At 66.6% G+C, this 19,797-nt stretch carries 16 protein-coding genes and 1 pseudogene; 11 read left to right on the top strand and 6 right to left on the bottom strand.

What is annotated here, in order from left to right:
• Positions 1-112 precede the first annotated feature (112 nt).
• From IPV08_RS00370 to IPV08_RS00330, 9 genes and pseudogenes are all read left to right on the top strand, one after another.
• Positions 113-973 (top strand): universal stress protein, encoded by an 861-nt coding sequence (locus IPV08_RS00370; protein ID WP_207409958.1) that lies wholly within the window; start codon positions 113-115, stop codon positions 971-973.
• Between the two features lie 151 nt (positions 974-1,124).
• Positions 1,125-1,745 carry a hypothetical protein gene (locus tag IPV08_RS00365; RefSeq protein ID WP_207409956.1) on the top strand — a complete coding sequence of 207 codons (621 nt, stop codon included), beginning with the start codon at positions 1,125-1,127 and terminating at the stop codon, positions 1,743-1,745.
• A 120-nt stretch (positions 1,746-1,865) separates the two neighbouring features.
• Entirely contained in the window at positions 1,866-2,465 is a 600-nt protein-coding gene (locus IPV08_RS00360; protein ID WP_207409954.1) for a hypothetical protein, read from the top strand.
• Positions 2,466-2,574: 109 nt separating this feature from the next.
• Positions 2,575-3,222 carry a cytochrome b/b6 domain-containing protein gene (locus IPV08_RS00355; RefSeq protein WP_246747699.1) on the top strand — a complete coding sequence of 216 codons (648 nt, stop codon included), beginning with the start codon at positions 2,575-2,577 and terminating at the stop codon, positions 3,220-3,222.
• Complete coding sequence (locus tag IPV08_RS00350) at positions 3,219-3,998, top strand: molybdopterin-dependent oxidoreductase (protein ID WP_207409950.1); 780 nt, start codon at positions 3,219-3,221, stop codon at positions 3,996-3,998. Before IPV08_RS00355 ends, IPV08_RS00350 begins: the two co-directional genes overlap by 4 nt.
• Positions 3,999-4,491: 493 nt before the next feature.
• Positions 4,492-4,683 carry a hypothetical protein gene (locus IPV08_RS00345; RefSeq protein ID WP_056423545.1) on the top strand — a complete coding sequence of 64 codons (192 nt, stop codon included), beginning with the start codon at positions 4,492-4,494 and terminating at the stop codon, positions 4,681-4,683.
• A gap of 57 nt (positions 4,684-4,740) precedes the next feature.
• Positions 4,741-5,619, top strand: coding sequence for a serine O-acetyltransferase (gene cysE, locus IPV08_RS00340; RefSeq protein WP_207409942.1), 879 nt, complete (start codon positions 4,741-4,743; stop codon positions 5,617-5,619).
• 350 nt (positions 5,620-5,969) lie between these two features.
• Positions 5,970-7,361, top strand: a pseudogene (locus tag IPV08_RS00335) (family 2B encapsulin nanocompartment shell protein).
• Positions 7,348-9,402 carry a family 2A encapsulin nanocompartment cargo protein cysteine desulfurase gene (locus IPV08_RS00330; protein ID WP_207409940.1) on the top strand — a complete coding sequence of 685 codons (2,055 nt, stop codon included), beginning with the start codon at positions 7,348-7,350 and terminating at the stop codon, positions 9,400-9,402. Before IPV08_RS00335 ends, IPV08_RS00330 begins: the two are co-directional and overlap by 14 nt.
• Before the next feature lie 75 nt (positions 9,403-9,477).
• Here IPV08_RS00330 and IPV08_RS00325 read toward each other — a convergent pair whose 3' ends face one another.
• The 5 genes from IPV08_RS00325 to IPV08_RS00305 all read right to left on the bottom strand — a co-directional run bounded on the left by IPV08_RS00325 (position 9,478) and on the right by IPV08_RS00305 (position 16,455).
• Positions 9,478-9,906, bottom strand: coding sequence for a DUF6691 family protein (locus IPV08_RS00325; protein WP_207409931.1), 429 nt, complete (start codon positions 9,904-9,906; stop codon positions 9,478-9,480).
• Complete coding sequence (locus IPV08_RS00320; RefSeq protein ID WP_207409929.1) at positions 9,906-10,322, bottom strand: YeeE/YedE thiosulfate transporter family protein; 417 nt, start codon at positions 10,320-10,322, stop codon at positions 9,906-9,908. The genes IPV08_RS00325 and IPV08_RS00320 overlap by 1 nt, the downstream gene beginning before the upstream one ends.
• 297 nt (positions 10,323-10,619) lie before the next feature.
• Positions 10,620-12,305 (bottom strand): methyl-accepting chemotaxis protein, encoded by a 1,686-nt coding sequence (locus IPV08_RS00315; RefSeq protein ID WP_207409927.1) that lies wholly within the window; start codon positions 12,303-12,305, stop codon positions 10,620-10,622.
• 654 nt (positions 12,306-12,959) lie between these two features.
• Complete coding sequence (locus IPV08_RS00310) at positions 12,960-13,343, bottom strand: nuclear transport factor 2 family protein (RefSeq protein ID WP_207409925.1); 384 nt, start codon at positions 13,341-13,343, stop codon at positions 12,960-12,962.
• 109 nt (positions 13,344-13,452) lie between these two features.
• The gene (locus tag IPV08_RS00305) at positions 13,453-16,455 is read right to left on the bottom strand and encodes an FAD-binding and (Fe-S)-binding domain-containing protein (RefSeq protein ID WP_207409923.1); all 3,003 of its coding nucleotides are present in this window, start codon (positions 16,453-16,455) and stop codon (positions 13,453-13,455) included.
• A 126-nt stretch (positions 16,456-16,581) separates the two neighbouring features.
• On the opposite strand from IPV08_RS00305, the gene IPV08_RS00300 reads away from it, so the two are divergent.
• Positions 16,582-17,628, top strand: coding sequence for a threonine aldolase family protein (locus tag IPV08_RS00300; protein WP_207409921.1), 1,047 nt, complete (start codon positions 16,582-16,584; stop codon positions 17,626-17,628).
• A 7-nt stretch (positions 17,629-17,635) separates the two neighbouring features.
• Here the strand turns inward: IPV08_RS00300 and IPV08_RS00295 are convergent, their stop codons facing one another.
• Positions 17,636-18,394 carry a GntR family transcriptional regulator gene (locus IPV08_RS00295; RefSeq protein ID WP_156467659.1) on the bottom strand — a complete coding sequence of 253 codons (759 nt, stop codon included), beginning with the start codon at positions 18,392-18,394 and terminating at the stop codon, positions 17,636-17,638.
• 159 nt (positions 18,395-18,553) lie between these two features.
• On the opposite strand from IPV08_RS00295, the gene IPV08_RS00290 reads away from it, so the two are divergent.
• Positions 18,554-19,729 (top strand): aminotransferase class V-fold PLP-dependent enzyme, encoded by a 1,176-nt coding sequence (locus IPV08_RS00290; protein WP_207409920.1) that lies wholly within the window; start codon positions 18,554-18,556, stop codon positions 19,727-19,729.
• Positions 19,730-19,797: the final 68 nt, after the last annotated feature.

Genomic DNA, 19,797 nt, shown 5'->3' with positions numbered 1-19,797 from the left:
CCCCTACGCCGCAGAAAAAGCGTGGGTTCACGGGGAGGCGGAGTTTTCCCGAACGCGAAACCGCTCTAGCCTGCCGCCCCGACGACGTTGATGTGGATGGAGGCTCCCGGCGATGAAGACCCTGCTCGTTCCGGTGGCGATCCATGACGCCCTGCCCTCGGTATTCGCCACGACGCTTCTGGTCGGACGTCGATTCGGCAGCTTGATCGAGGGAATTTCCCTGCGGCCGGCGCTCGCCGAATACGTGCCAGTGGACATGGTCGGCGGCATGACATGGCTGCGCGACGAAGAAGCCGACAAGGCCGAGGCCGAGGCCGCTGGGAAGCGCTTCGTCGATTTCCTCGTCGACGCCGGTATTCCCGTCGCTACCGAGGGTCCGTGCACCCCGGAATTCGTGGCCAGCGCCGGAACACGCTACCGCTGGCGGCCGGACGTACCGGCGGGCGATGCATTCCTCGGCCATCACGCCCGTCTGTTCACCGCCACCGTGGTCGGGCGCCCGGGCACGGGTGACGGCGCGCCGCGCATGACGACGTTCGAAACGGCGTTGTTCGAGAGCGGCCGGCCGATCCTGCTGGCGCCGCCCACGCCTCCGACGAGTGTCGGCGACGCGATCCTCATCGCCTGGAACGGGTCGAGCGAGACCGCCCGGGCGGTGGCCTTCGCCATGCCATTCCTGCGGAAAGCGTCCCGCATCCGCATCATCAGCGCGGAGGGCGGCATGGTACCGGGTCCGAGCGCGGAGGATCTGGCCAAGGCGCTCGCCTGCGAGGGAATTTTCGCAGACCACAAGGCCTTCTCCGAGGGTCGGCGCACACCCGGAGAGATCTTTCTCAATGAGGCTCGGGATTTCGGCTGCGATCTTCTGATCAAGGGCGCCTACACGCAGAGCCGCCTGCGCCAGATGATCTTCGGGGGGGCAACCAGCCATGTCCTCGCCCATGCCACCATGCCGATGCTGATGGCGCACTGACAGCATCGGTCGCCCCCTGATAGCGCGCAATTGATTTGTGCGCATACGAACCCGATGCCACCCTGCGCGTTGTCGAAGCGCTTTCCGCCGCAATGGGGGAAGCGTTCGGCCCGGTTCAGAGAACCGGGACGGCTCCACCGCGAGGCATTTCATGACACGACGGATCATCACGGTCGGCACGCTGTGCCTCGGCCTCCTCTCGGGCCTGCCGGCAACGACTTACTCCGTCCTCGCCGATCCCGCGGTGGTTCGCGTACGGGGCACGATCGAGGCCGTCGAGGGCGACCATGTGACGATCAAGCCCCGGATCGGACAGTCCGTATCGGTCAAGTTCGCCGATGCGATGAAGGTAGCGGCAGCCAGCAAGGCCGAGATCGGCGACATCAAGCCCGACAGCTATGTCGGCACCGCCGCGACGCCTCAGGCCGACGGGACCCTCAAGGCCCTCGAAGTCGCGGTCTTCGCTCCGAGCATGCGCGGGACCGGCGACGGTCATTATCCGTGGGATCTCGAGAAGGAAAACACGATGACGAACGGCGCAGTGGGCGCGCTCACGGGCACTGCCGGCCGCACGATCACCGTGACCTATAAGGGCGGCGAGAAGACCATCACTGTTCCCGAGGACGTGCCGATCGTCGCCCTGAACCCGTCGGACAAGTCCGTCATCAAGGTCGGCGCCCGCGTGGTGGCGATCACCAAGGCGGATGCAACCGGCGCGGTCGTGGCCGACCGGTTGATCGTCGGCGAGAACGGCACCGTCCCGCCGATGTGACCCGCGCCTCAGCGCGACTTTGATCGTCCGGGGCATCGGTGCAGCCCCGGCACCGAGGTGTGATTCCTGCCGCCTGCCTCGGGTACAACGACGCCGAACTCCCACGCCTGAGGGCACGCCATGCTCAAGTCCTTTCTGACGACGCTCACTTTGACGCTCGCCATGACGGCCACCGCCGCGCGGGCCGATGACATCACGCGCTATCGCGGGACCATCGAGAAGGTCGACGGGGCGGTCGTCACCATCAAGCCGCGCGTCGGGGAGTCGCTGACGGTGAGCATGGCGCCGGATATAAAGGTGCTGGCGGCTTCCACCGGCAGGCTCTCCGACATCAAGCCCGACAGTTACATCGGCACTGCGGCGATCCCGCAGCCGGATGGAACGCAGAAGGCGCTGCAGGTCACCGTCTTCGCCTCGTCCCTGCGCGGCACGGCCGACGGCCATTATCCGTGGGATCTCGGCTCCAACTCAACCATGACCAACGGCGCCATCGGAACGATCTCCGGCACCGAGGGTCGTAGCCTGCTGGTCAAGTATCAGGGCGGGGAGAAGAAGGTGACCGTACCGGAAGACGTGCCGGTGACCCAGGTCGATCCGGGCGACAAATCCATCGTCGTCGACGGGGCGAAGGTCGTCGCCTTCACCAAGAAGGGCGCCGATGGAAAGCCCTCCGCCGTGATCCTGATCGTCGGCCGCAACGGGACCGTTCCATCGATGTGACGGCGTTGTGCCCTCCCCTCTCTATGGGGAAGGGTACCGGCGGAGCAAATGGGAGTGGGCGGGGTACGCGAAACGCCGTTCGAGATGCATGTCAAAGGTCGAACACGCGATGTCACCGTCTGCCGCCGGCCACTCGCGCGTTGTGGTGATCCACCCCCTCCTTGTGCGCGTGACACATTGGATCAACGCGATCGCGGTGTTCTGTATGCTGTTCAGCGGGTGGGCGATCTATAATGCCTCTCCGCTCTTCCCCTTCGTATTCCCGAAATGGGCGGCTCTCGGCGGATGGCTCGGCGGGGCGCTCGCCTGGCACTTCGCCGCCATGTGGCTGTTCGCCCTGAACGGCCTCATCTACGCGCTCTACGGCCTACTCTCCCGTCACTTCGCGCGTTCGTTCCTGCCGGTGAGCCCGGCGGCGTTCTGGCGCGATGCCACGGCCGCCCTGAAGCTGCGCCTGACCCACCGGATCGGCCAGTACAACGCAGTGCAAAGGCTCGCCTATCTGGTGGCGTTCCTCCTCGGCATCCTGCTCCTCGCCTCGGGGCTCGCCTTATGGAAGCCGGTCCAACTGCAGGGGCTGGCCAATCTCTTCGGCGGCTATGAAGCGGCACGGCGCGTCCATTTCCTCGCCATGTCCGGCCTCGTCGGCTTCATCCTGCTCCATCTCGCACTGGTGATCCTGGTGCCGCGGACCCTCGTGGCAATGATCACCGGCCGCGGCCGTATCCCCGTCGATCCGGTGGAGGCACGCTCATGAGCCGTGATGAGAACGAGGCGAAACGCCTGAGCGGGCTCCGCCGCGAGATCCAGCCGGAACTGGTGAAGCTGGAGCGCCGCCTGTTCCTACGCTCCGGCCTGTCGCTCGGCGCCCTGTCGCTGCTCTCGGGCTGCGACCTCTCCACCGGGGCCAACGGCACGGTGATCGACCGGGCGCTCTGGGCGATGTCGCGGGCCAACGACCGGGTCCAGGCCTGGCTGTTCGATCCGAACACCCTCGCGCCGACCTATCCGGCGAGCATGATCGACACGCCGTTCCGCTTCAACGCCTACTACCCACCGGACAACATCCCCGAGATCGACGAGGCGACGTGGAAGCTCGATGTCGGCGGCCTCGTGGCCGACAAGACACCCTGGACTCTACGAAGGCTGCGCGCCCTGCCGCAGGAGAGCCAGATCACCCGGCATATCTGCATCGAGGGCTGGAGCCAGATCGGCCAGTGGAGCGGCGTACCGTTGAGGTCTTTTCTCGAACGGGTCGGTGCCGACCTCACCGCGAAGTATGTCGGCTTCAAATGTGCCGACCGCTATTACGGCAGCCTCGACATGCCGAGCGCCCTCCACCCGCAGACCGTCCTGGCACTGGATTTCGGCGGTGTGCCGCTGCCCCTCGAATATGGCTATCCCCTCCGCGTGCGCGTGCCGACGAAGCTCGGCTTCAAGAGCCCCAAACACATCGTATCGGTCTTCGCGACCAATGATGATCCCGGCGGCTATTGGGAGGATCAGGGCTACAATTGGTTCAGCGGCATCTGACTCCGGGGCCCGGCGCGCTGGGGCCGGCGGTTGGTCCAGACATCGTCTCGGGCTCTAAAAGCACAAGCCTGCTCCAGCTTGATGAGGATGGGGGAGGATCTTTCCAGAAGCACCTGGACTTTGAAAATCCCTCTCGTTGACCCGGGAGGGTCAGAATAGGCACACTACATCCAAGCCGTAGAGAACATCGTTTCTCCGCGAAATGCTTGCCAGGACTATCGTGTCCGGGCGCTGAGCTTCGATGGGATATCCGTGCCGAGCCACTTTGAGTCCCCCCCCGCCGATATCAACGCCTGTCCGGCAGCGATGAACGTCGCCGCCGCTGCAGAGCGGCCGGCAAGGCGGGCGCCGGACGGAGCGAAACTACGGCAGCGTCGCGGGCGCTGCTAGCGGTCCATAAATCCAGATCCCGTCTCTGCCGCCGCCCCTCGAGGCCGAGGCCGGCCGGATGACGGTCCTCCCACATAGAAGACGACGCCCGTAGGAGCGAGTGATGGTTCTCGGAGATCAGGTCGTGTTTGCGAGGCTCGATGTCGCCGAAGCACTCGGAATCTGGCGCCATGCCACCGGACGCATTGTGGATGTTTTTCCCGCGGCCGGTGGCGCCCAGGCCGTGGACGTCCACTTCGAAGGCCACGGCCTGCTCGTGGGCTACATCGCCACGCTGTTCCAGCGCGTCGGCTGATCTCTAACTCTTCGATCATGACAGGGCTCGTCCGAGCCCGCCCAGGACGCGAGACATATGACTGCCGGTGCCCAAGCCTCGCGCCGTTCCGGCGATCATCCGAACAGCAACATCCTGCGCCCGCCTCTGCGCAATGTGAGCCGGACCACGGCCGAATCCGACGTCTGGAGCGCCATGCGCGCCGAGGCCGAGGCCGCGCTGATCGAGGAGCCGCTCTATGCCGGGATCATCCAGGCCACGGTCCTCGACCAGCCGAGCCTGATCCACGCCTTCGCCTATAGGCTCGCCCACCGCCTCGGCGACGGTGATCTCGCCCGCCTTTCCACCCGTGACCTCTGCCTCTCGGCTTTCCAGGCCGATCCTTACGCGGGCGACCATGCGGTGCGCGACCTCGTCGCCATCCGCGAGCGCGACCCCACCTGCCGGCGCTACCTCGACCCCTTTCTGTTCTACAAGGGCCTTGCCGCCCTGGAGGGCTACCGCGTCGCCCATTGGCTCTGGCACCAGGGCCGCGTCACCCTCGCGCTGCATATCCAGAGCCGAATCTCCGAGGTGTTCGGAGCCGATATCCACCCGGCCGCGCGAATCGGCTCGGGGGTGTTCATCGACCACGCCACCGGGGTCGTCATCGGCGAGACCACGGTGATCGCCGATGACGTCTCGATCCTGCAATCGGTTACCCTCGGGGGCAACGGCAAGGAGAGCGGCGACCGGCACCCCAAGATCGAACGCGGGGTTCTGCTCAGCGTCGGAGCCAAGGTGCTGGGCAACATCCGCGTCGGCGAAGGCGCGAAGGTCGCCGCCGCCGCTGTGGTGCTGCACGACGTTCCCGCCCACACCACTGTGGCGGGCGTGCCGGCCCGCGTCGTCTCACGGATCGTCACGGCCGAAGATCCCGCACAAAGCATGGATCAGTTCTTCGGCGACGGGATCTAGCGAAACGATTTTTCAGCTCTTGGTTTTCGTTGAACCCCCTCGGGGTGGATTAAAAATCTCTCGATTTGGCGAACGAGAGATCAGCATTGTCATATAAGTCAGCGAATAGAATATCTGATCTAAGATACCCAAAAAATATAGAAATTAATTCCGTTGACCCGTTTCTGTAACAAGAGTTAGACACAACCCATCCCTGCAGCGACGCTTTGTCTGATGCAGCGGATTATGGGCAAGATCAGCCCAAGATCATTCAATGGCGAAAGCGGACGCGCGACTGGTGCGGTTCCGATGCGGTCTTGCCGCGTCGCGGCTGATCGCTGCCTCCCGCCGGAATACGGAGATAAACCCCGATGAGTGGACCCGGTCTGAGCGTGAGCGCCTCGGCGGCACGCAATCTCGCGACGGCGACCGTCACTTCGGTCCAGAACGCGGCCAATACGCCACGCTAGTTCCATCGCCTGCTGCCCTTCGTCGACGTCGCCGGCGGCGTCTACCGGGTCAACCGCCGCGCGGTGGTGCTGGCCAAGCCCGGCCGCATCGAACTCGCCACTGACGGCGGCACCCGCACCGTCCGCCCGGCCTCCCTGCGCAGCGTCCCGCTGTTCAGCCGTCTCGGCGACAACGAGTTGTCGGCCCTCGCCTCCAAGTTCACCGTCTCCCAGCACAAGGCGGGCGACGTCATCGCCGAGGAAGGCTCTACCGGCCGCAGCCTCACCGTCGTGGCCGAGGGCACCGTCGAGCTGACCCTGTCGGGCCCGTTCAAGAACCGCCTGCGCCAGGGCCTTGCCACCGGTGGCGACTATTTCGGCGACAGCGACCTCGTGAGCGAGAACGCCCCCGCCCCCGCCGTGAAGGCGCTCTCGGCGGTGACGCTCCTCACCCTCGATCGCTCCGCCATCGAGGACGAGGGCATCCGCTCGCGCATCTCCCAGTTCGTGGAAGAGCGTGACCGCCTCAAGGGCCACACCAACAGCGAGGGCGAGCAGGGAATCGAGCTTCTGGCGGTCCATACCGGCGAGCCGCGCCTGCCCACGACCTTCGTCGATTACGAAGTGAACCCGCGCGAGTACCACCTCTCCACGATCCAGACGATCCTCCACACCCATACCCGCGTCACCGATCTCTACTCCAACGAGATCGACCAGCTGCGCGAGCAGATCCGCCTCACGGTCGATGCCGTGAAGGAGCGGGAAGAGTGGGAGTTGTTCAACAATTCCGAGTTCGGCCTCCTCCACGAAGTCAGCCAGCGCCAGCGCATCCCCACCCGTGGCGGCCCGCCCACCCCGGACGATCTCGACGAGTTGCTGACCCTGGTCTGGAAGAAGCCCGCCTTCTTCGTGGCCCACCCTCGCGCCATCGCGGCCTTCGGTCGTGAAGCCACCCGTCGCGGCGTGCCCCCGGTGGTGATCCACCTGTTCGGCTCGCCCTTCCTCACCTGGCGCGGCGTACCGATCGTGCCGAGCGACAAGCTTCCCATCGACATCGCCCCGGTGACCGGCGCCCAGACCACCTCGATCCTGCTGCTCCGCGTCGGCGAAGGCGAACAGGGCGTGGTCGGCCTGCAGAAGTCCGGCGTCACCGGCGAGATCGAGACCGGCCTGTCGGTGCGCTACATGGGCACCAACGACCATTCCATCGCCTCGCACCTCGTGACCCGCTACTTCTCGGCCGCGGTGCTGGTGGAAGACGCCATCGCACGCCTCGATAACGTGCTGCTGGGCAACTACCATGACTACGCCTAACGCGCCGGGCCTCCCCACGGGCAGTCTCCCTACGGGGGTGTTCGGCGACACGGCGCATGCGGATCTCGTCGGGCGCCTCGCCCGCGAGATCTACGGTCAGGGTCAGGCGGCGTCCGCGCCCCTGACCCCCACCCTGCCGCAGACGCCGCAAGCGCCGCAGGCCACCCCACAGCTGCCGCAGGCCCTGGAGAATGCGCCCCAGGGCTTCGGCCACCCGATCGCCCCCCAGGCCTTCGCCCCCAAAGCGGATCTCGGCACGCCGTCGATCCCCTCGGGCTCAGCGCCGTCGGGCCTTCAGCCCGACGCCTCGGCGCTGGCCGCCCGCTCGTTCGGTGCACCTCCGGTCGGCCTTCCCGGCCTCACCGGTCCGGGCTTCGCGCAGCCTTCGGCGTTTCCCTCGGTCCATCCCGAGGCCCAGGCTCCCCGTGGGGGCCTGCCCGAGTTCTTCGTGCCGAGCGTCGCCGATGTCGCCGCCTTCCTCCCCGGCGGCCACGATCTCCACGCCACGATCGCCAAGGACCACCCGCGCGCCAATGCCTTCGCGCATGGGTTCGCGCCGTCCCTGGTGCCGGAAGCGCCCGGTCATCGGGGCCAGAACGCCTCGCGTCTGGACGCCTCGCAGGAGACGGTCTCCCGCGCCGGCCGGACTTCTCCGAATGCAGGTGGGAAGGTGGAGATCGCCGACGAGCCGTTCTCGTCGGGCGAGTACTACTTCCTGACCGACCGCAGCCGGACGGGCAACGCCGCGCCCGCCCCGTCGACTCGCCACGAGCCTCGCCCAGGCCATGCGCCCCATGTCTCGTCGCAGGGCTCCAGCCCGGTGGCGGCCCCCTTCGACGTGGAGCGGGTGCGCAAGGACTTCCCGGCCCTGCACCAGAGCATCAACGGGCATCCGCTGGTCTGGCTCGACAATGCGGCCACCACCCACAAGCCGCAGAGCGTCATCGACGCGACGTCCGAGTTCTACGCCCGCCACAACTCGAACATTCACCGGGCCGCTCACACCCTTGCGGCGCGCTCCACGGACTTGTTCGAGGGCGGGCGCGAGAAGGTGCGTCGCTTCATCAACGCCGCCTCGACGGACGAGATCATCTTCCTCCGGGGCACCACGGAAGCGATCAACCTCGTCGCCAACTCCTACGGTCGCGCCAATATCGGCCCGGGCGACGAGATCATCGTCTCGACCATCGAGCATCACGCCAACATCGTCCCCTGGCAGCTCCTCACCCAGGCGACCGGGGCGACCCTGCGCGTGATTCCCGTGGACGATCGCGGCGAGATCATCTTCGAGCAGTTCGCGACCCTCCTGTCGGGCCGCACCAAGATCGTCTCGATCACCCATGTGGCCAACGCTCTGGGCACCATCAACCCGGTCCGTGAGATCATCGCCCTGTCGCATGCCTACGGGGTGCCTGTGCTGGTGGATGCGGCGCAATCGTCGCCGCACATCCCCCTGGACGTGCAGGCGCTGGACGCCGACTTCCTCGTCTTCTCCGGGCACAAGGTGTTCGGGCCGACGGGCATCGGCGCCCTCTACGGCAAGCGCGCGCTGCTGGAGGCGATGCCTCCGTGGCAGGGCGGCGGCCACATGATCGAGGACGTCACCTTCTCGAAGACGGTCTACAAGGGCGTTCCCGAGAAGTTCGAGGCGGGCACGCCGGACATCGCGGGAGCGGTCGGGCTCGGCGCAGCCCTGGACTACCTCGAGAGCGTCGGCCTTCCCGGCATCGCGGCCTACGAGCACGACCTGCTCGAATACGCGCAAGCCGGGCTCGCCGAGGTGAAGGGCCTGCGCCTGATCGGGACCGCGCGACAGAAGGCCAGCGTCATGTCCTTCGTCATCGACGGGCATGAGAACGAGGCGGTGGCCAAGCACCTCGACGCCCGCGGCATCGCCGTGCGCTCGGGCCACCATTGCGCCCTGCCGGCCCTGCGCCGCTTCGGCGTCGACCAGTCGGTGCGCGCCTCGCTGGCCTTCTACAACACCCGCGCGGACGTCGACGCCTTCCTGAAGGGGCTCCACAGCCTGCCGCGCCGGTAGCGTCGGGATCCGAGAACGCGATGCGACATCATTCGGCCCGGTCGGTTCTCCGACCGGGCCGAATGCATGTGCGTCTCACCTGCCGGATGCCGCAGCGGTGAAGCGGTGGAGCAGCATCCCCACAACCATCGCGGCAACGAACCCAATGACCTGAGGCAGGCCCAGCGTCAGGCCCGCCAGCGCCGGGCCGGGGCAGAGACCGACGAGGCCCCAGCCGATGCCGAACAGAACGGCGCCCGCGATGAGGCTCGCCGTGATCGGGCGGTTGCGGGGAATCTCGAAATGCTGCGCGAGAACGGGTTTGCGTATCCGCGACACGAGCAGGTAGCCGAGCGCCGAGACGGCGACCGCGCCGGCCAGCACGAAGGCGAGGCTGGGGTCCCAGGCACCGGCCACGTCGAGGAAGCCGAGAACGCGCGCCGGGTCCATCATGCCCGACAGAGCGAGGCCGAATCCGAAGAGGAGGCCAGCAAGCAGCCCCACCGAGGCGCGCAGGGTTTCCATCACCATCCTCCGTGGCGGACGAGGAACACCGTCGCGGCGGCGGCGACCATGAAGGTCGCCACGGCCGCGATGGAGCGGGGCGACAGCCGGGCGAGGCCGCAGACGCCGTGGCCGCTGGTGCAGCCCCCGCCGAGCCGCGTCCCGTAGCCGACGAGGAGGCCGCCGAGGACGACCAGGCTCCACGGCGCGTCGAGCTGCACGACGGGCCATGCACCGAAGGCGAGGCGATACAGGACCGGGCCGAGGAGCAGGCCGGCGAGAAAGGCCCAACGCCACGGCGTGTCCCGGCTCAACGGCATCATTGCCCCGGCGGCGATGCCGCTGATTCCGGCGATGCGACCGTTGAGGATGAGGAGCAGGGCGGCGGAGGTCCCGATCAGGGCACCACCGGCTAAGGCAGACAGGAAGGTACTCATGCCCGGCCACCGGCCCACCCGGAGGCGATTTGGCGGGAACCTCGCAATCCCAGCCTGGAACGACCGGCGCCGGCCGGTGACGGATCTGTTGCCATGGGTTTGAAAACTCGATCAGAGGCGGCTCGCCGTCTCAAGGAGAGGTCGAGCCGGCGAGCGCCGCTGTCAAGACAGTATTCCCGGGCTCGCTTGCCGATCGCCCCCAGGCCCGGAGATACAGGAGCCTCATCTCCGGAATCCCCGTTTCTTGGTCCGCCGAGCCCCGCACCCGCCGGACCGTACCTGCTCGTCGGGCCTGCCTCAGGCGGCCCGGACGGTCGCGAGGAACCGCTTGACCTCGGCGGTGAGGTGCTCGGATTGATGCGAGAGTTCCGATGCGGAGGCCAGGACCTGGTTGGCCGCGGCTCCGGTCTCCTCGGCGGCGCTGGCCACGCCGGAGATGTTGCTCGTCACTTCGCTGGTGCCCGTCGCGGCCTGGGACACGTTGCGGACGATCTCCTGGGTCGCGGCTCCCTGCTCCTCCACCGCCGCGGCGATCGTCGTGGCCACGGCGTCGATGTCGCGAATGCGCGTGGTGATGGTGGCGATCGCCGAGACCGCCTGCCCGGTCGCCCCCTGCATCTGGGTGATCTGCTCCGAGATCTCCTGCGTCGCCCGCGCGGTCTGGCCCGCCAGTTCCTTCACCTCCGTGGCCACCACCGCGAAGCCGCGTCCGGCCTCTCCGGCGCGGGCCGCCTCGATCGTGGCGTTGAGCGCCAGCAGGTTCGTCTGGCTCGCGATGTTCGAGATCAGGACGACGACGTCGCCGATGCGGGCAGCGGCCTGGCTCAGGGTCTGGACGAGGACCCCGCTCTGATCGGCCTCCACGACGGCACGCTGGGCGAGATCGGCCGACCCGCTCACCTGGCGGGCGATCTCCTGGACCGAGACGCCGAGTTCCTCGGCGGCGGCGGCGACCGTGTTGACGTTGGTGGCGGCTTCCTCGGCGGCGGCGGCCACGGTGGTGGATTGGCTCGCGGTCTCGGTGGCGGTGGAGGTCATGGTCTGCGCCGTCGCCTGCAATTCCGTGGCCGAGGACGAGACCATCCCGACGATCCCACCGATCGCCGCCTCGAAGGAATCCGCCATCTGGAGCATCCCGAGCTTGCGCTGCTCTTCGGCCGCCAGACGGGCCTGGACGGTCTCGGCTTCCAGGACTCGCGCCTGGATCATGCCGTCCTTGAACACCTGCACCGCGCCGGCCATCGTTCCCACCTCGTCGCGGCGGTCCTGGAGGGTGACCTCCGTGGTGACATCGCCCAAGGCCAGCCGGCCCATAATGTCGGTGAGGCGCCCGATCGGACGGGTGACACCGATGATCACGACGGCGATGGCCGCGAACATCCCGAGGATCACCCCAAAGGCACTGGCAAAGATCAAGGTGTAGCGGGTCGTGTTGGTCTGCGCTGTCAGACCGTCGGATTCTGTGGCAACGAAATTCTCCAGGTCGGTGGCTAATTTAGCGCCGAATTCAATCATCTTACTATATACGGGATCGATCGACTCATGAAAAACGTCCAGAGCCTTGGCGTTCTCATTGTTTCTTGCCAAATCGCGCACGTGGATGATCTTCTGATCATAGTCTTCAACCATGGACGCTTGTTCTGATACGCGCGCCGAAAACGAGGGTGCTTGCTCGGCAATGGCTTTTAAATCGGTTTTGATCTTCGCGCTGGCAGCATCGAAGTTGCCTATCGCAACGTTCATCTGCTTTTCGTCCGTTTCGACGATGAGCCTGACGATATTGTAGTTGAGTTCGGCGATGAGCCGGTTTACCCGGCGTAAGTTTGCAACGGCGCGTGTTTCGCGTGCAAGGAACGAGCTATAGGCATTATCGATTGCTGCCATGCGAGACTGGGCGTACCAGACGCAGCCGCCGACGATCACACCGATGAGTGCGATGACCATGCAAACCTTGTGAAATATTTTGAAGTTTCCAAGTTTCATATCAACACCCATCAGTGATAAATTTTGTCTATCAGCCAAAATATGGATATTTCATTACTATACTCAGTAGACAAGAATTACATTTTCTCAGGCGATATAGTTCCGCACCTGGCCGGCCGATCCCCCGGCAGCCCCTTCGAGGTGGCGGATGCGAGGAGGCTGATCCAGCGGTCTCCATCCGCGCGGCGACGATACCGCCAAGGCCCGTAAGACGGCCATTCCGGAAGAGGAACGAGGCGCCCCGGCGAGAGCGGATAGGACAGCGATCGTGGGCACTTCGCCCCCCTCCCCCCGCACCGTCCAGAACGTGCAGCGCCAAGGCAGCCGGACATGCCTGACCTTGACGGACCCGTCGTCAGGAACCGGACGATGCAGCGGGTCGGTGCGCTTCCTCCTCGCCGGGAGGCCGCATGTCAGACCTCACCCGCCGACAGGAATGCCCGGTCGCGTAAGGCGATCGCTCGATCGTGCCAGCCCGGCTCCAATCGCTGACGTTCATCCCGGGGGCGATCGAAGCTGTCACATCCCTCAAACGCTGTAGGGACACGTTCGCGGCGACCGGGATTTCGTTGAGCCTGTCAGGCGGCCTCGCTGCGCGGACAGCCGATTGGGGCCGGATGGGGACATAGCCGAGGAGGTGAGCGATCCGGCCGCTCAGAACATCCCGTTCGGATTGGCGGAAGAATTCGGCAGGATCTGCAGCACGTCCCAGTGCTCGACGATCCTACCGCCGTCATCGAGCCGGAAGATATCGATGGCCGCATAATCGTGGTCGCCCGGCCAGTGTTGCAGGCAATGCAGCACCACGAGATCCCCCTCGGCGACCGCCCGCTTCACCTCCACGCGCTTGCCCGGCCATTCGCGCGCCATGCGCTCGAAATAGGCGATGAAGCCATCCTTGCCGTTCGCCACATGCGGGTTGTGCTGGATGTAGTCGTCCCCGGCATAACGCTCGATGGCTTCTCGCGGCCGGCACTCGTCGAACATCAACCGATAGAAGGCGATCACATTCGCTTTGTTCTGCTTCAGGTCGGTCATGTTGTCCCCTGAGCGAGGCGGATTCCACCAGGTGACGGCGACCCGCCTTTCTCGATACCATCCATCACGCCCACGCGACCATGACCAGCGACCCGGCCCGGCCCGGCCGTCAGTGACGTTCGGTCGACGCCGCCATCGCCCGGTCGAGGACCCGCGCGACATGGAGCGCTTCGAGCCCGAGACCGTCATGGATCTGGTGGCGGCAGCTGGTGCCGTCGGCCACGACGAGATCGTCCGGGCCGGCCTTGCGCAGGGCCGGGAACAGCGAGAGTTCGGCCATGGCGAGCGACACGTCGATGGTCTCCGCGCCGTATCCGAAAACGCCCGCCATGCCGCAGCAGCTCGACTCGATGACCCGCACGTCGAGCCCCGGCACCGCGCGCAGCACCGTCTCCACCGCGCCCATGGCGGCGAAAGCCTTCTGGTGGCAATGGCCGTGCAGATGAGCGACGCGTCCGCCCTGGTCCGCCAGAGGCAGGGCGATCCGCCCGGCATCGAGATCGACGGCGAGCAGCTCCTCGAACAGCAGGCTCGCTTTGCTCAGCTCCCCCGCCTCCGGGCCGGGGAGCAGGGACGCGAACTCGTCCCGGAAGGTCAGCAGGCAGGAGGGTTCGAGCCCGACGATCCGCGCGCCCGCCCGGATGAAGGGCAGTAGGGTGGTGAGCGTGCGGCGGGCCTCCTCGCGGGCCCGGTCGGTTTGACCGGAGGCGAGATAGGTGCGGCCGCAGCAGAGGGGGCGGCGTCCACGGTTGGGGAAGACCCGATGCAGACGGTAACCGGCGGCGATCAGCACACGCTCGGCCGCCTCCAGGTTCTCCCGCTCGAAGGCGCGGTTGAACGTGTCGCCGAACAGCACGATGTCGCGGAAATCCCCGGTCACGTCGCCGGGATGCGCCGGCTCGCCCTGCTCGACCCAGGGCCTGCGCCAGCGCGGCAGAGTACGACGCGCAGAGAGCCCGGCCACCCGTTCCGACAGTTTCGCCAAGGCAGGCACCCGGTCGCGCAGGTTGAGGAGCGGTGCCAGCCAGGCGGCGGTGCCGGCATAGAGCGGCAGGGCCGCCACCAGCCGCTCCTTCAGGGGTAGGCCGTGGCGGGCATGGTAATGGTGCAGGAACTCGACCTTCATCTTCGCCATGTCGATGCCGGTGGGGCATTCGCGGCGGCAGGCCTTACACGAGACGCAGAGATCCAGGGTCCGCTTCATCTCGGGGCTGGTGAAGGCGTCCTTACCGAGTTGGCCCGAAATCGCCAACCGCAGGGAGTTCGCCCGGCCACGGGTGAGGTGCTGCTCGTCTTTCGTCGCCCTGTAGGACGGGCACATCGCCCCGCCCGCGAGCTTCCGGCAGGTGCCGTTGTTGTTGCACATCTCGACGGCGCCGCCGAAGCCGCCCCATTCCGACCAGTCGAGGGCGGTCTTCGCCGGCTGGCTCACGGAATAGCCCGGCTGGAACCGCATCAGCGAACGGTCGTCCATCTTAAGCGGCCGGACGATCTTGCCGGGGTTGAGCCGGTTCTCCGGGTCGAACGTGTCCTTCACCTGTTCGAAGGCGCGGGTCAGGCGTTCGCCGAACATCGGCGCGATGTATTCCGAGCGCGAGATGCCGTCGCCATGCTCGCCCGAATAGGAGCCCTTGAAGCGGCGGACCTGTTCGCTCGCGGCCTCCGCGATGGCGCGCATCTTGGCGACGTCCCCGCCCTGCTTCATGTCGAGGATCGGGCGCACATGCAGACAGCCGACGGAGGCATGGGCGTACCAGGTGCCGCGCGTGCCGTGGCGGGTGAACACCTCCGTCACCGCGTCGGTGTAGTCGGCGAGATGCTCCAGCGGCACCGCGCAATCCTCGATGAAGGAGACGGGCTTCGCATCCCCCTTCATCGACATCATGATGTTGAGGCAGGCCTCGCGTACCTCCCAGACCGATTTCTGGCGGATCGGCTCTGGCACCTCCACCACGGCGTCCACATGGCCGTTATCGGCCATGCACGCGTCGAGACGCCGAAGATCGGCCAGGAGTGCGTCCCGGTCGTCGCCGGCGAATTCCACCAGGAGCAGACAGTTCGGCGTGCCACGGGTGATGTCGGCCAGCGTCGCCCGGAACATCGGGATGTCGGCCCCGAGCACCAGCACGTTGTTGTCTACGAGCTCAACCGCCACGGGATCGAGATCGACGATGGCCTTCGTCGTCTCCATGGCGGAGCGGAACGACGGGAAGTGGCAGACGCCCATGACCCGGTGCGTCGGGAGGCGCGACAGCTTCAACGTCACGCTGGTGGTGGCCGCCAGCGTGCCCTCCGAGCCGACGAGGAGATGGGCGAGGTTCGGCCTCGCCTCGATCAGCGCATCGAGATTGTATCCGCCGACCCGGCGCTGCACGCGCGGGTACATGCGCAGGATCTCGTCGCGCTCGGATTCGGCCAGGGCCCGCATGGCGGCGGCGAGCTCGCCGGCCCGCCGCGAGCCGGTGACGCCCGTCGCCTCGTTGCCGGTGAGACCGAAGCCGAAGGGCTCGCCGTCATGGAACAGAGCTTCCATACCGAGCACGTTGTCGCTCATCTTGCCAAAGCGCAGGGAGCGGGCGCCGCAGGAATTGTTGCCGGCCATGCCGCCTATGGTGCAGCGGGTGGCGGTGGAGGGCTCCACGGGAAAGAACCAGCCGTCGGCCTTCACCCGCGTGTTCAACCGTTCCAGCACCATGCCGGGCTCGACGGTGATCGTTCCGGCTTGCGCGTCGTAGGCAATGATCCCGTTGAAATGGCGCGAGCAATCGACCACGAGGCCGCGCCCGATGGGCTGGCCGTTCTGGGAGGTGCCGCCGCCGCGTAGGATCACCGGCACATCGTGCTCGGCCGCGATCTTCAGGGTCGCTGCGATGTCGGCGGCGCTGCGGGGCAGGACCACCCCCGCCGGCATGATCTGGTAGATCGAGGCGTCGTTGGAATAGCGCCCCCGGGTGAAGGCATCGAACTTCGCCTCGCCGGCGAGGGCTTCGGCGAGGCGGCGCGGAAGGCCGGCGCCCTGGCGGTTGGCGGCGCGCGGACTGACCGGCCCCGGCCCGGCGACGGGCGAAGGGGCGCGGTTCGGGCCGGTGGCGGGCTCAGCCGTTGCGGTCATGATCCATCGTCCTCGTGGGAGTGCCGTCGGCCGGCTTCAAAGCGATGCAGGTTCCGGTAGGGTGGCGGGATCGTCCCGACCGGCTAGAATGGCCCGCACGGATTGCATGCAAAACAGGGCCGGCAGATGATCGATTTGTATAGCGATACGCAGACGCGGCCAACGCCCGGCATGCGCGACGCCATGGCACGCGCGGAGGTCGGCGACGAGCAATCCGATTCCGATCCGACGACCCTTGCCTTGTGCGAGCGCGTCGCTGACCTGCTCGGCATGGAAGCGGGGGTGTTCATGCCCTCGGGCACGATGTGCAACCTCGTCTCGATCCTGGTCCAGACCCGCCCCGGCGACGAGATCGTGGTCGACGATCAGTCCCATATCTACAACACCGAGGCCGCCGGCTCGGCGGCCATTGGCGGCGTCTCGGTGAAGGCTCTGGCCACTCCGGCCGGTCTCTATACGCCCGAGGCGTTCGAGGCGGCGATCCGCCCGCCCGCCCGCACGGCGCCGCGCTCGGCCCTGGTCTCGGTGGAGCAGACCACGAGCTTTTCCGGCGGCTCGGTCTGGCCGCTCATCGACATGCGCCGCATCCGCGACCTCGCCCATCACAAGGGCATGAAGGCGCATATCGACGGGGCGCGCCTGCTCAACGCGGTGGCCGCTACCGACATCTCCGCCAGAGATTATGCCAAAGGCTTCGACAGCGCCTGGATCGACCTGAGCAAGGGCCTCGGTTGCCCGGTCGGCGCCGTTCTGTGCGGCTCGTCGCACTTTATCGTCGAGGCGTGGCGGTGGAAGTACCGGCTCGGTGGCGCCATGCGTCAGTCGGGCATCCTCGCTGCGGCCGGCCTCTACGCCCTCGACCACCATGTGGACCAGCTGGAACTCGACAATGCCAATGCCGGTGAGTTGAAGGCCCGTATCGCTGGCGCGCCCGGCCTCGCCATCGCGCCCGATGCGGCCCAGTCCAACATCCTGTGCTTCTCGGTGGAGCCGCTGGGCATCACCGCAACGGCCTTTGCCGAAGCCTGCCTCGCCGAGGGTATCCGCATCCGCGCCATCGGGCAGCACCAGATCCGCGCGACCACCCATCTCGACGTCAACCGGGCCGGAATCCTGGAAGCGGCGGAAGTGATCCAGGCCCAAGCAGAGCGATTTCACGGCGAGCGCCGCTGAACCGCCATCACGACGCGGCGGAGGCATCGTCCGGCGGAGGCGCCGTCTCCCGCCCTTCCGCCGCGCGGCGCTTGTTTCGCAGGTGCCTGAACAAAATATCGCTAAGCTCGCTGCCGGCGCGCCGGCGCAACGCATCGAGAATTTCCTCGTGCTCGCGCATCGCCTCGCCCCAGCGGTCTCGGTTCTCGTCCAGATTGGCGGAGTAGCGCACACGGCGCAGGCGCCCCGCGAAGTTGGCGTAGCTCGTCCGCAACGGCTCGTTATCGGCCGCCTGAACGATCCGGTCGTGAATCGCCTGATTGCAGGCAAAATAGCCATGCAGATCGCGCCGCATGTAGCTGCTGTACATCTCGTGATGGAGACGCTCGATCTCCGCATAGGCTTCCGGCGTGATCTTTTCGCAGGCTAGGCGCCCGGCCAAGGCCTCGAGACCACCCATCACGTCGAACAGGTCCACCAGTTCCTCGGCGCCGAGCTGGCGCACCCGCGCGCCCCGGTTCGGCAGAAGCTCGATCAACCCCTCGGAGGCCAGCACCTTCAGCGCCTCTCGCAAGGGCGTGCGCGAGATGCCGAAATGCTCGCAGAGCATGCGCTCCGGCACCCGTGCGCCAGCGGCGAGATTACCCTCGACAATGTAGTCCCGCAGGCGGGCCAGGAGCTCGCCGTGAAGAGATTTCACCAGTGATGGGAACGCGGGGAAACGCGCTCCGTCGATCGCGGCGAGGCCGGCATCGGCCTCCGGCTCTGTGACAGGGTCAAGCACCATAATGCGAACTTAGCAGCCGAAAGCGCGGAGGTCGAGGATGGATGTCCGCATAATAGTTCTTGCCCTCTCAAAAAATGAATGCAATTTTCCGCCCCGTTACCTCTTGAAGCATCGATCCGGGGTACAGCTTTCCCTCGACGGGCCATCGCGGAGATCTCGATGACGACACGGACCGGACGCCATTTCCTGCATATTCCGGGCCCCAGTCCGGTACCCGAGCGCGTCCTACGGGCCATGGACATGCCCGTAATCGACCATCGCGGTCCCGATTTCGCCGGGCTTGGCAAGGCGGTGCTGGAAGGCGCCCAGGCCGTCTTCCAGACGCGCTCGCCGGTGATCATCTATCCGGGTTCCGGCACAGGCGCTTGGGAATCCGCCATCGTCAATACGCTCTCGGCGGGCGACCGGGTATTGATGTTCGAGACGGGCCATTTCGCCACCCTATGGCGACAGATGGCGGCGCGCTGGGGCATCGAAGTGGAGTTCGTCCCCGGCGACTGGCGCCGCGGGGTCGATCCGGCGCAGGTCGAGGCGATCCTGGCCGAGGACCGCGCTAAGTCGATCAAGGCCGTAATGGTGGTCCACAACGAGACCTCCACCGGAGCCACGAGCCGGATCGCGGACATCCGCAAAGCCATCGACCGGGCGAACCACCCTGCTCTCTTCCTCGTCGACACGATCTCGGGTCTCGGCTCGGCCGAATACGCCCATGACGAATGGGGCGTCGACGTCGCTGTGAGTTGCTCGCAGAAGGGCTTGATGCTGCCGCCGGGTCTCGGCCTCGTCGCTGTGTCGGACAAGGCGCTGGCCGCAGCGAAGACGGCGACGCTACCGCGCTCCTATTGGGATTGGGAGGACATGCTGAAGCCGAATGCCGGCTGCTACTTCCCTTATACGCCCGCCACGAACCTGCTCTACGGCCTGCGCGAAGCCATCGCCATGTTGATGGAGGAAGGCTTGGCCCAGGTTTTCGCCCGCCATCAGCGTCTCGCCGCCGCCACCCGCGCCGCCGTCGAGGGCTGGGGCCTGGAGGTACTGTGCCAGGAGCCGTCCGAATACTCGCCCGTGCTCACCGCCGTGGTGATGCCGGAGGGCCATGACGCGGATGCCCTGCGCAATCTGATCCTCGAGAACTACGACCTCTCCCTTGGCACCGGCCTCGCTAAGGTGGCGGGCAAGGTCTTCCGCATCGGCCATCTCGGCGAATGCAACGACCTGATGCTGATGGCGGCGCTGTCGGGCGTCGAAATGGGCCTCAAGGCCGGCGGCGTCCCGCACACGCGCGGCGGCGTGCTGGCGGCCATGGACGCCCTGCGCTCCGGTATCGACGATTGAGTAGCAGGTCCCCTCCCCCCTGTAGGGAGGAGAGCCGCGCCGATCATACCAACCACGCGTGATCCCAC

Origin of the sequence: Methylobacterium sp. SD274 (assembly GCF_017355285.1) — a bacterium.
GTDB lineage: Bacteria > Pseudomonadota > Alphaproteobacteria > Rhizobiales > Beijerinckiaceae > Methylobacterium.
This window is presented reverse-complemented; position numbering and strand designations above follow the sequence as displayed.